General features: G+C 65.5%; 11 protein-coding genes and 1 pseudogene. 3 read left to right on the top strand and 9 right to left on the bottom strand.

Features of this window, described 5'->3' with window-relative positions:
- Together BLU09_RS37805 and BLU09_RS37800 are read right to left on the bottom strand one after the other, a co-directional pair.
- Positions 1–183, bottom strand: a pseudogene (locus tag BLU09_RS37805) (hypothetical protein); the annotation flags it as partial.
- 8 nt (positions 184–191) lie between these two features.
- Positions 192–2,102, bottom strand: a complete 1,911-nt coding sequence (locus BLU09_RS37800; protein ID WP_090495997.1) for a hypothetical protein — start codon at positions 2,100–2,102, stop codon at positions 192–194.
- A gap of 216 nt (positions 2,103–2,318) precedes the next feature.
- Here BLU09_RS37800 and BLU09_RS37795 point away from each other — a divergent pair, with 216 nt between their 5' ends.
- Positions 2,319–3,023 (top strand): hypothetical protein, encoded by a 705-nt coding sequence (locus BLU09_RS37795; RefSeq protein ID WP_090495996.1) that lies wholly within the window; start codon positions 2,319–2,321, stop codon positions 3,021–3,023.
- A gap of 46 nt (positions 3,024–3,069) precedes the next feature.
- Here BLU09_RS37795 and BLU09_RS37790 read toward each other — a convergent pair whose 3' ends face one another.
- The 5 genes from BLU09_RS37790 to BLU09_RS37770 all read right to left on the bottom strand — a co-directional run bounded on the left by BLU09_RS37790 (position 3,070) and on the right by BLU09_RS37770 (position 7,579).
- The gene (locus BLU09_RS37790) at positions 3,070–4,407 is read right to left on the bottom strand and encodes a phage tail protein (protein WP_090495995.1); all 1,338 of its coding nucleotides are present in this window, start codon (positions 4,405–4,407) and stop codon (positions 3,070–3,072) included.
- 9 nt (positions 4,408–4,416) lie between these two features.
- Complete coding sequence (locus BLU09_RS37785) at positions 4,417–4,812, bottom strand: hypothetical protein (protein ID WP_090495994.1); 396 nt, start codon at positions 4,810–4,812, stop codon at positions 4,417–4,419.
- A 4-nt stretch (positions 4,813–4,816) separates the two neighbouring features.
- Positions 4,817–5,308: a hypothetical protein gene (locus BLU09_RS37780; protein WP_244172428.1), complete on the bottom strand. Its 492-nt coding sequence runs from the start codon at positions 5,306–5,308 to the stop codon at positions 4,817–4,819.
- A gap of 209 nt (positions 5,309–5,517) precedes the next feature.
- The gene (locus tag BLU09_RS37775) at positions 5,518–6,048 is read right to left on the bottom strand and encodes a hypothetical protein (RefSeq protein WP_090495993.1); all 531 of its coding nucleotides are present in this window, start codon (positions 6,046–6,048) and stop codon (positions 5,518–5,520) included.
- Position 6,049: 1 nt separating this feature from the next.
- Positions 6,050–7,579 carry a baseplate J/gp47 family protein gene (locus tag BLU09_RS37770; RefSeq protein ID WP_208610788.1) on the bottom strand — a complete coding sequence of 510 codons (1,530 nt, stop codon included), beginning with the start codon at positions 7,577–7,579 and terminating at the stop codon, positions 6,050–6,052.
- A gap of 146 nt (positions 7,580–7,725) precedes the next feature.
- Between BLU09_RS37770 and BLU09_RS40180 the strand changes: the two genes are divergently transcribed.
- Together BLU09_RS40180 and BLU09_RS38585 are read left to right on the top strand one after the other, a co-directional pair.
- Positions 7,726–8,649, top strand: coding sequence for a glycosyltransferase (locus tag BLU09_RS40180; RefSeq protein WP_090495992.1), 924 nt, complete (start codon positions 7,726–7,728; stop codon positions 8,647–8,649).
- Positions 8,650–9,101: 452 nt separating this feature from the next.
- On the top strand, positions 9,102–9,353 hold the full coding sequence (locus BLU09_RS38585; RefSeq protein WP_143043282.1) for a hypothetical protein: 252 nt from the start codon (positions 9,102–9,104) through the stop codon (positions 9,351–9,353).
- A gap of 305 nt (positions 9,354–9,658) precedes the next feature.
- On the opposite strand, the gene BLU09_RS38580 is transcribed toward BLU09_RS38585, so the two are convergent.
- A complete protein-coding gene (locus BLU09_RS38580) occupies positions 9,659–10,807 on the bottom strand; it encodes a PIN domain-containing protein (protein ID WP_167371239.1) in 1,149 nt (382 codons plus the stop codon).
- Positions 10,808–10,925: 118 nt separating this feature from the next.
- A partial coding sequence (locus BLU09_RS37755) for a transposase (protein ID WP_143043213.1) occupies positions 10,926–11,166 on the bottom strand: 241 nt, incomplete at its 5' end.

The following is an 11,166-nucleotide window of genomic DNA, read 5'->3' as shown; positions in this document are numbered from 1 at the left end:
CGCGCGGATGAGAAACTCGGTGGAGCGGCAGGCGGGACAGGGAGGGAGCTGGACGAGGCCGTCGTCCACGTCCTCCCGGCGCGCGACGCCGACCTCCAGGGTGTCGAGGGAGAGGCGATTGCCGCTGCCGCACCGGGCGCAGCGCTGCAGCACGTCTTCGGCAGTGACTTCGTGAATGGCCATGGGCGTCCTCACGCGACAGCGGTGTACGAGCCGTACCAGTACGTCGCGGCGAGGCCTGAGAGGTTTTGGTGGCTGTAGAAGGCGAAGCCGTCTCTGTCGGGCACCATGACGGTGGGGTTGCCGACGAAGCTGCCGCTGGTGGCGTAGGGGGTGAGGGTGATGGAGGAGGGCGCGGTGGGAAAGCGGCTGCGGAACGTCACCGAGCCGCCCCCAGCCAGGTTGTCGTGCGCGGCGGTGTCGCTGTTGCTGTACTGGAGGCCGAGCCGGCCCACCTCGCGCACGCTACCCGCCACCTCGAAGGCCGTGTTGCTGGCGGTGCTACTCATGGGAAGTCGCCAGGTGCGCGTCCAGGTGGTGAAGGTGACGTCAGTGTTGGCGTCGTGGAGGAACTCCGCCTCGTTGCGTGAGAGGCGAAAGCCGCCGGAGGCCGTCCCGCTGGTGTCCCGGGCCCAGGCACTTCCATTCCAGGCCGCATTGAGGGTGAACCACACCGAGTCGCTGTCGGCGTAGAGGCGCAGCCGCGCGGCGGCGCCGCCCGCACCCTGGGCGTCGAGGAGAAGGACGCGGCCGGTGCCCAGGACGGGCTGGAGGATGGCCTTGTGCTGGCCCACCGCCGTTTCGTTGCCGCGGAAGTGCCCGCCGCTGAAGGCCCCAAGGACTTCGGCGAGGGCCGCCTCGACGGTGCTCGCCGTCAGCAGGTTGCCCGCGTCCGCGACGGAGACGGAGGAGGCCGCGTGGGCCCCCACGCCCTGGGTGAGGTGCCCGTTGAGGAATCCCAGAAGCGCGGCCACCTGCTGCCGCAGGCTGCTGGCGGGGAGGGTGTGAGGCGTCCCTGCCAGTGCGTCTCCTCCGACACGAGACGCACCGGGGCTTTCGGCCGTCGTCTCGCCGAGGCGAGTGACAACCTCCTGCAACTGGGCCTGGACGCTGGTGCTGCTGACGTAGCCATGGGGCGTGGCGCCAATGGCGCTGGCGTGGTGGGCCCCAGTGGCCGCGCCCTGGTGGGCATTCACGAAGCTCAGCAGCGAGGAGAGCTGTGCGTCCACGGTGCCCGCCGGCAGCAGGTTGGGAGCGCCAGGCACCGCGTCCGCGCCCACGCGGGAAGCGCCCGGCGTGCCAGCAGCGGCCGAGGAGAGCTTGTCGACGACTTCGTCCACGGCTTCCTGCACGGTGGTGGAGGCGATGAAGCCGTGGGGCGCGTAGTCCACGGCACCGGCCCCGTGTCTCCGGGCGGCGCCGGAGAAGTGGCCGGCCAGCTCGGCGTCCACCTCGTCCAGCGTCGCCTGCACCGTGTCCGCGCTGGGGCTCAGGACGTCCCAGGTGCCGCTCTCCACGGCCACGGAGGTGCCTCGGGCGAAGATGAAGGCCTGGCGGCGGGAGGTGTCCAAGTCTGCGGCGAGAATCTGCGTCTGCCCCGGGCGGCGCCGGACGTCACACAGCAGCAGCTCGTCGGGCTGGAGGGCGGGCTTGGGCGCCTGGCCGACGGGGCCCTCCGGCGCCTGGCGCACCACCAGCTCGAAGGACTCGTCGCGGCGGAAGTACACCTGCTGAGAGTTGCCGTCCGTGCGCGGCTCCGACAGCAGGCGAGTGAAGCGCAGGAAGATGCCCACCCACCGCTCGCTGCCCGAGGTGGAGACGTCGGTGGGGATGCCCGACAAGTCCACCGCGCAGTCCACCGTCTGCCCGGTGCCGAAGAAGATGCGCTGGCCGAGGTTGTCGTAGGCGCGGCCCGGGGCCGTCAAATCAACGGAGAGGTTGGGCACGGGAGAGTGCGGCGCGGGCACCGCCCCGGAGATGACGCCGTGGACGCCCAAGTCGGCGGCGAGGTTTCTGTCCGCCTGCTCCAACTGCGCGAAGGCCAGGTCCAGCTCGGCCTCTGTCACGCGCTGCCTGAAGAAAAAATCCAACCGGTTGCTCATGCCTGCGCCCTCCAGAGGAAAGCAAAGGCATGGCGCGAGAAATTGGGGACATCACATAGCTGCGTTTGGCCTGGCTGCATTCTACGCCTGGGAGTCCGCGAGGCTCGTACGCGGAGGTGCCCGCGATGGGGGCCAGCTATGGCGCAGACTGAGGAGGGATGGATATGGCAGGTTTCGCGGCTGGAGTTCCCGTCGCACGAGGTCTAGGCTTCCCTCATGCACCGGTTCCTCGCGCCTGTCGTGTCCTGGATGGTCTGGCTAGCCTGTGTTCTTTCTCTTCCTGCCTTTGCACAAGCAGGGGCCATGCGTCCTTACGTGCAGCCGGATTCCAGTACGGTTCCAAAGCCTCCGTCCATTAAGCGGGTCGAGCTGGTTCCCCTCGGAAACCGGGTCCCGGCCGAGCTCGATGGCATCGTGACGGTTCTTGCCGAGCGATTCCCGGGGCTCGACATCCGCTTGAAAGGCATTCAGCCGCTACCAGACGGCACGTACTCGAAACGCCGGGAGCAGGTCATCTGGGATGAGTTGCTGCCGAAGCTGCCAACCGCACAGGGCACCCTCTATGTGATTAACGAGGACCTCGGCGCAAATGGCGCCAACTTCATGTACGCCATCTATGACTTGCCCACAGCACGCGCCGTTGCGTCGGTGTCACGCATGCGCAGTCTGGAAGGCCTCTCCATGCCGCGTGATACTCGTCTTGAGGGAGAGGCGCTCGAACTCGCGCGTTTTCGCCTCCAGAACCAGCTCACCAGTAGCATCGCAAAGCTGATGGGCATGAGCTTTCCGTGCCATGCTCCGGTGTGTGTGCTCCGCGCGCCCGTTCGCATTCAGCACATCGACCTCAAGTCCACCCACTTCTGTGCGAAGCATAAGGCAGAGTTCGCGAAGCTTGCGAAGGAGCGGAAGCTACGGCGGTAGGGGCCGTGCCCGCTGCCTCTGCTCGTCACAGTGGGCCTCCGCAGAGTCAGTGCAGCGTCGTCGTCTCGCCCAGCTCGCTGAGTCCCAGCTCCCAGTGCTCGGGGAGAATGGGGGGCAGGGGCTCCACCAAGTCGATGAAGTGGGTGTGGGCGGGCTTGAGGTACTCGACGAGGGGGCGCAGGCGCTGGCGCTCCGCAGGCGAGAGGAGGCGCTCCACCTCGACGTTGAAGGCGTAGCGGGCGAAGCGCTCTGAGGGGCCCAGCACCCAGTCCACGCCCAGCTCGGACTCACCCAGCACGAGGGTGTCCGAGGCGAAGGGAGAGATGGCCCTCACCTCGATGCCGAGAAAGAAGCGGATGGCGTTGCGCAGACCCAGTGCGGTGCCCTTCTGCTGGTACATCTCCACGAGGATGGCGGCCAGGCGGCGCCGGGCGAGGACGTCCAGCTCGAAGGCGAAGGGGTTGCCCAAGTCCTGGAGGATGGCGTCCAGGAAGGCCTCCGGCGCGCGCTCCAAGTCGAAGATGTCGGGGAAGGCGTCCAAGTCAGAGAGCAGCAAGTCCGTCACCTCCTGGAGGCAGGAGATGAAGCGGTGCAGGTCGCCCGTCACGTCGTCGCGGCGATTGTGGCGGGGCAGCATGTCCCAGAGCTGGAAGTGCCGGGAGGGCGGCCGGGCTGGCCGGAAGCCAGGAAAGGTGGCGCGGTGGTAGGGGGCGAGCACCGGGTTGCCGTGTGCGTCCGTCGCTCCCTCCACGCGCACTTCGTACACCACGTCCTGCGTCAGTTCCGTGTCGAGGGCGAGGTGGACGAGGGGGCCGTCCGCCGCAGCCTCGATGGACGCCACCGGGACTGCGGGCGCCCCGCGAGCCGTGAAGGTGAAGCGCGCCGAGGCCGGCACCCGCACGTCCTCGTCGAAGGCGAGGCGCACCGACTTCGCAGCCAGGGCCTGGGCACCCACGAGACGGGGCGCCGTCCTGTCTTCCACGGTGAAGGTGTACGTCTCGTCGAGGAGGTGCTCGCCGCCGGCCGTGGCGGAGACGACGCGCACGGAGACGGTGGCCTGGCTGGCCAGCGGCACCGCCGGGTGGAGCACCACGCGCAGGGTGTCCGCCGTCTGCGTCACCTCCGCGAGTGGCCCCGCGAAGGCGGGCGCCACCTCGACGCTGGCCCCGCCCTCGAAGGCGAGGACGCTGTCCACCCAGACGCGTGTGGCGGCCCGGGCAATGCCGTCCGCGCCGACGTCCACCAGCTCCAGCTCCAGCGTGGCCTCGACGGGGACGTCCTCCTCCTCGGGGCCCGGTGCAAGGTTGAGGAGGAGGGGGCGGCGCGTCTCTGTGGTGAGGGAGACGGTGTCGACGTAGAGGGCGGGCAACTCAACCGTGGCCATGGCGACACCTCACGGGGAGACGAGCTCCAGGCGGACGCCCACCGTGTGGACACCGGAGAGCTTCGAGACGTTGGCGGCCACGTCCGCGACGAGGCGCTCGCGGCCGGGGCGACCGAGGCAACGGGCGTACTTCATACCGTCGACGACGAGGGACACTTCCCAGGCCAGGCCCGCCGGGGCGCCCGCAGGCACACGGAGGCGCAGGGCGCAGCGGACGAGCGCCACGCCTGTGACGTCCACGGCTTGCGTCACCTCGGCGAAGTCGCCCAGGGCCAACGCGAAGCGGCGTCCAGGCTCCTCGTCTCCGAGCACGAAGAGGTACTCGCCCGAGGCGGGCGTGGCCCGCTGGGGCCGAATGCGGCCCTGCCCCAGGCCCAGGCGACTGGTGAAGGCGGTGAGGGCCATGGCTTCACACCTGTCGGGAGAGCTCGAGCGAGTCGAAGTAGGCCCGGCGGGTGACGTCCTTCACCGCGAAGCCGAAGCCTCCCCGGCCGGAGGTGAGGGGCTGGCTACCGGAGTTGATGCCGAGGGCGTCGTCGATGAAGTCGGCCATGCCCGGCACCGGCTGCCAGTCGGGAGGCGTGCCGAGCGGGTGCTCGGCCAAGTCATTGTGGAAGGCCTTGAGGACGACGTCGCCATTGGCGTTGACGACGACGTCCAGTCGCAGGTGCAGCCAGGTGCCCTGGGTGAAGCTGGCCGAGGACTTCAGGAGGACTCCGGGGCCGTCGGCGTCGGGCAGGCCCGTGGCCACCGCGCCCTTGCGCAGCACCACCCGGTGCGGCTCGTCGTCGGAGAGGCCCAGGAGGTAGGCGCTGTCGTTGACGGAGGTGCCCTGGCCGCACGAAGAGGAAGGGGGAGAAACCCGTGGGGCCGCCGCCGGGCCCGCGCTGGAGGCAGCCACGGATGCTGCCGCCCTTCGCCATGGGGGCGAAGTCAGGGAGGTTGGCGAAGAGACCCACCGCGCCCTGCGCGGCGGTGAGGGAGTTGAAGGCGAAGAGGAAGTTGCCGCCGCCTGGGGGACGGGCAATGCCCGCCGTCACGCCCCTGTCCACGGTGGAGATGTCGAGTCCTCCGTTGAGGTAAGTCCAGTCTGCGAGTGCCATGGTGTCCTCACTGCGTGGTGGCTGCGGGCCACCCAGTGTCGAAGTCCTCGGAGGGGTGCGTGGTGTTGAAGAGGGCCACGCGCGCCGTCACGTCCTCCCAGCGCCAGGCGTAGGCCTCGTTGGTGTGCCAGCGCTGCGCGAAGTCCTCGCGCGGCGAGTCGCTGAAGAGTCCCGGTATGGAGGTGACGTCCGCCCAGTCCTCGAGGAAGGGCGCCTGGCCCCACGTCTCGACGACGCCCCCCTCGAAGAGGTGCGGGACGAGCTGCGCGGGCGGCAGCTCGAGGAGGAAGCCGTCGTTGCCCCAACCTCGCGAGAAGGCTTCGAAGCCCTCGCGCTGGCCGGAGAAGAAGGCCAGGGCCACGGGGACGTCAGAGAGGGCGGCGCGCCACTCGTACCAGCGCTCGAAGTCCTCGCACGCCTCCTCCGGCACACCGAAGCCCGCCAGGGCTTCGAGGTGCGTCACCGCCGTCAGCGTCCAGTGCGCTGCCTCACCGGGCCGGGCGCCCGCGTCTTCGAAGCTGGGGTTGAGGAGGGCCATGTCAGAGCAGCCCTCCGGAGTCCCCGTCCTGCAGGGTGACGCTGCCCAGCACGGGCAACTCCCGCACCGTCAGCTGCACATCCGCGGGCAGGCCGTTGAGTGTCAGGTCCATGCGCGCGTCGCCCAGCTTCCGGAGGCCCGACACGTCGCGGATGACGTTGAAGACGTCGGACCAGGCCACCTCGCCGGCGGGGAAGCCCTGGGCGTCCTTGAGGTTGAAGCCGAAGTCGATGCGCGGGTTGGGCGTGCCGTCCGGCTCGCTGACGCGGAAGTGGGCGGCGAGTGCCTGGCGGACGCGCGTGGCGACGTCCTGGGCCGAAGCGCCCTGGCGCAGGAAGAGGCGGGCGGAGACGTCCACGCGCCGGTACACCGGCTCCTGGACGCTCACCTGGAAGGTGAGGGTGCAGGGGTAGACTTCCGTCACCTGCCGCAGCACCTGGGCCTTGAGCGCGGGCGTGGGCACCCCACCGCCCTGGGGCACCACGTAGAGGATGCCGGCATTCTCCCCAATGGTGGCGTCCTCGTTGGACGTCAGCATGAGGGCACGCGCCACGCCGGGGAGGCGCCGGGCGTTGAGCTCGAAGTCCTCGCGGGAGACGGTGCGCGTCAGGGCCCGGAGGCTCTCGGGGGCGAGCAGCTTGGCCGAGGCCACCGTCTGCCTGTCCGCGCCACCCGAGGCGGGGGCGGGGTTGTTGACGGACACCTGCACCGCGTGGCCGTGGGCGTCCCGGAAGCTGCCCTCCACGACGACGAGGCGACCCACGTCCACGTTGCCGGCCGCTCCGCCGCCCGTCTTGTACACCACCGCCACGGTGCCAGCGGGCGGCAGGCCGTTGACGCCGTTGCCGAAGCGGACGGTGGCCTTGTCCCCCTGGTCGACGCTGACGAGGAAGTGGGCGTCGGAGGCGCGGGAGTTGAGGAAGGTGTCCACCTCGCTGAAGGCGCCCTGGGCGGTGGACACGCGGGCGGAGCCGTCGAGGTAGGGGGCGAAGTCCAGGTGCGCCTCGAAGTCGGCGAGGCCGCGGGCGTCGAAGAGCTGGGTGTGCGTCTTCGAGTGCTCGGCCACGGCGACGACGCGCGGTGGGTTGGCGCCGGCCGGAATGGTGGCGGACGAGAGGAGCTGGAAGCGGACGGCTTCCGTCACCTCCTGGGTGCGGACGATGGTGCCGGCGGGGAAGGTGATGGAGGCGGCGGGAGGCTGGGCCAAGCGCAGCTCCACCTCGGCGGTGGCTGCCTGGGCACCATGAAGCCGGTAGCCCAGCATGCGCGCCAGGGCGATGACGTTGCGGCGCTGGGTGGCGGTGGAGAGGCGCGACTCGCGGGCGAGGTTGTCCTGGTACGTGCTGAGGACGTCGCCGACGAAGGCGTACATCTCCAGCAGGACATTGCCGAAGCCGGCGACGTCGAAGTCCGTCCAGTCCGGGAAGACGCTTTTCACGAGCGCTATGAGGCGCGCGCGCAGGGCGTCGAAGTCGCGGTAGGTATAGTCGGTGGACGCGGGAAGAAGTGGCACGTCGGCGAAGGCCTCCACCGGGAGACAAAGGCCTTGGGCCGAGCCCTCTTCGGGGACATTTCAGCCGGCGGGGGGCGTCGCTGAGGCAAGACAGTGAGTCAGCGGGGACTCGGCAATTCTTCTGCTTCTATGTTGGCCATGGGGCGGACAAACTCATTGGCGACATGACGCTTGCCCTCTTCAGCCGCCGTCCTCGGGGATTTCCGGTTGCCTCTGCTGCTGTCTCCAAGCTTGGGCTGGAGGAGACGCCTCGATTGAAGGGCATTTCCGTCGTTGTCCCTGTCCGTGACAACCCAGAAGGACTCGCCCGGCTGGGAACCTGGTGGCGAGGGCTTGCCGAAGACGAACGGCCCCTTGAGCTCATCGTTATAGATGACGCCTCTCAACAGCCTGTTGAGTTCGTGGCTGAAGCGGTCCGAATCCTCCAGGGGGGAGGCCGTGGGCCGGCATGTGCTCGCAACGTGGGCTGGCGCGCAGCGAAGGGGCCGTGGGTGGCCTTCCTTGACTCGGACTGTCTGCCTGCTGTCGGGTGGCCTGCTAGCTTCGCGGCTGGGTGGAGGGGAGAGGTTGCTGTCCAGGGCGCTGTTCGTGCGATGGGAAAAGACTGGCTGTCGAGTTACTATGAGAGTCAGGGCGTACTTCGCCCCATGGCCTGGACCGAAGATGGTCGGCCGCAGTACCTCATTTCAGCAAATTGCCTCGTGCACCGAGCCGCATTGGATCGCGTAGGTGGGTTTAGCGAGCGCTTTCCTCTTGCTGCCGGAGAGGACGTAGACCTGGGCCTGCGGCTGTCGCAACTAGGAGCGTTGCGATGGTGTGCGGAAGCCCGTGTGACTCATGACTTTGAGCCTTCTCTTCGCGCCTTCTTTAGACGCTTTCTTAGGTATGGGCGAGGTAATCGGATGCTGGCGGACGGGCAATCGGATTCCACCGGGGATTTCTTCAGCCCGAGGCCATTCCTGCCGTTGCTACGTAGGCCAGAAAATTTCCTGCTCGCAGGGCTTGCGTTCGCGGCGCTCGGTGTAGGCTGGCTTCTTGAAGGCCACGGTATCAGGCGGTCTTCCAATGATTTGCAAGAGGGGGAGTAGGATGGTGGTATGATATGTCGCTCTGGGTGGATTCAGGTCTGTTCTTCAGGCAGTCGCCAGTGTTGCTTGGTTGATCAGGGAGTTTCTGAAATAGAAGGTGCGGGTTTTTTAGGGTTGTTGCTTGAGGTGTTCGAGGTCTTGGAAGCGCTGCGGCGGTCATTTGTCGTGGGAGGTGTGTTGTGTCTTATGTAGAGCGAGCACTCTTTGTTGTTGGAGAGCAGGGGGATGGCAAGAGCACGCAGCTTCGGAGTATGTTTCGTGACTTTCGGCTCAATACCTGGGGAAGCATCCCCTCAACTCCAAAGCTCCATAGCGTATATGCGCTGAGTAATGAGCGCAGGTTGTATCTGCGTCTAACATCTCCTCATGAACGCGGTGAGACTAGGACGATTTTTTATAGTAAATTCAGGCGAGTCTTGAGGTATGGCCATCGGTGGAGTTTTGTCTGTCCAGTGCAGCCCGATGCTTTTAATAAAATGCCTGATGCGGTGGAGACCATTGTTGGCTTTGCTGATCAGTTCGGCCCTGAGCGTGTCAGGGCAGTATTTCTGAGCCCTAGCAGAAAGGGTGTTCCGAAAGATCCTGCCAAGCTTGCGAAAATGCACGATTTTCTCTGGAAGAAGAAGGTTGAGTGCATGAGCATTGATGCTCGCACTCCTGACCTTAATGGGAAGATCTTGTCGGATTTTTTCGATTTTACATGATGCTGCCCGCCGAGGTGCGCGAGTACTTCGAGTCAATTGTGGGCGGCGAAGACATTCTTCACGAGCACCACGATGCGCTCGGAGGGCGTCGAGGTCATGCTGGAAGTAGCCGATGGACGCGGGAAGAAGTGGCACGTCGGCGAAGACCTCCACCGGGAGACACGGGCCTTCGGCCCTCTTCTTCAGAGGACATGAGCGACAATCCTCATGCTTTGCGGCCTCTGCTGTGTAGCCTCTCCTGTGCTCTGGTCGGGAAGCTGTCACCTCGTTCAATAGAGCGTCGCTGGCGAAGGCCTGCAGAGGAGCTATCCTTTGTCGCTCGTTTTCTTCACGACCACCTGGAGATGTCCCTTGATTGCCCGCGGCACGTTCGCAGCGTGCAGTTCGTACTGGATCTGAAATGAGCCTACTGCATCTTGATTGGCAAAACTGGCGTAGAGCATGCCGAGGGGTTGAATCTGACTCTGCTTGCTTCGGCGGACATTGACCTGAGCCTCTATGCCGTCTGGATTTTTTATCAGAGTCGGAGCGGAGACGTTCGGACGCTCCAGTTGCGGTGGCGTGATGTTGTTGAGGAAGGAGTAATCCTCTTGCGGAACTGAGAAGTTGGCCAGCTCTAACACGTCAAATATCCCGCCCGTTGGCCGCATAGGTGGTTTCGGTTCCTTCGGTATGGGGGGATTGGGATCTTCATCCTGCACATCAAGTTCGGCTGGGAATTTCAGAAACACGTCGACATCATCAGCCGGTGCTGTTCCTTCGTTAATCAGAATGATCTCCAGGCAGATAGTCCGAGCGCGCTTTGCGTTCGCTTCTTGCCGTTCGACAATATAGGTCGTGTACTCCGCGAGGTGCTCCTCCATGCGCCTCTGGTACTTCTGCTCTGCGGCCGCCGAGAGAGGCATCAACTTCCAAATCGGGTTCATTTGATCGGCGGTTTCAAGCGACACTCGGTGTGTGTCAACTGCTTCTCTCACAGTTGGCTCAGATATTGCGCCAAATATTACTTGGTTGACCTCAGGCAGTCCGTCCTGATCTGTGAATGCCATCCGGAGTTTGGGTGCCCGATTCTCATGCTCAGTCAACCTTGCCTGTAGGTCACGAATTTGCTTTTGATCCTCATCGGGTTCGTCAGGCAGCTTGAGTCGATCTGGCAGGCTTGACACCTCAATGCGATGGTGTCGTGCCTTCATCTTCAAGCCTAGGTCCGCCGTAACAAGAACTGGCAGTGCCTCAGGATCGTCGTTGCGGAATTGAAGAATTGAGGCAATTAGGAAGTCGTCGTTCAGGTCTGGTCGGAGGCGATGTTTGTTGAAGTCGAGGATTGGGTCATTCGCCTCGAAGTGAAGCGTTACGTTCTTGCGAAGCTGGTGCCCATTCTCGCTTTCAACTAGTTTGCTTAGCTTAGATACGAGAGCGCCTGCTCTTTTTCGGAGCTTCTTAATGGGGTGCAAATCCTTGTGGCGGTCTAGCAGGCTGTTGAAGAAGTCCGGTTTGTGGGCATGAGACCGGGCTTCTCGTGTCCTCCGCTCTCAACCTTGTCATCGGGGGGAGGCGGAGGGCGAAGAGCGCCTATGCGGCAGCCAGCCGCGCCATCCGCACCAGGTTGTACGCGGCGCCCACCAGGTAGGCCGCCATCTCCGTCCGCTCCCTGCCTTTGAAACGCGTCTTGCGGAAGCCGCCCACCGTCTTCATCCAGCCCCAGACTTCTTCTATTCGTTTCCGTATCCGCTGGCTGAGGGCGTATCCGGCGGACCTCGTCGTTCGCCTGTCGATGGCCGAGCGGCGTCGAGTGTCCGTCGTCTGAGCAATG

It is taken from the genome of Myxococcus virescens, from assembly GCF_900101905.1.
In the GTDB taxonomy this organism is placed as follows: Bacteria; Myxococcota; Myxococcia; order Myxococcales; family Myxococcaceae; genus Myxococcus; species Myxococcus virescens.
The sequence above is the reverse complement of the archived record's forward strand: the minus strand, read 5'-3'. Positions and strand labels throughout refer to the sequence as shown.

Coding starts and splice junctions, on each gene's coding strand:
- BLU09_RS37800 (WP_090495997.1), bottom strand. CDS start 2,102: ATGAGCAACCGGTTGGATTTTTTCTTCAGGCAGCGCGTGACAGAGGCC.
- BLU09_RS37795 (WP_090495996.1), top strand. CDS start 2,319: ATGCACCGGTTCCTCGCGCCTGTCGTGTCCTGGATGGTCTGGCTAGCC.
- BLU09_RS37790 (WP_090495995.1), bottom strand. CDS start 4,407: ATGGCCACGGTTGAGTTGCCCGCCCTCTACGTCGACACCGTCTCCCTC.
- BLU09_RS37785 (WP_090495994.1), bottom strand. CDS start 4,812: ATGGCCCTCACCGCCTTCACCAGTCGCCTGGGCCTGGGGCAGGGCCGC.
- BLU09_RS37775 (WP_090495993.1), bottom strand. CDS start 6,048: ATGGCCCTCCTCAACCCCAGCTTCGAAGACGCGGGCGCCCGGCCCGGT.
- BLU09_RS40180 (WP_090495992.1), top strand. CDS start 7,726: ATGACGCTTGCCCTCTTCAGCCGCCGTCCTCGGGGATTTCCGGTTGCC.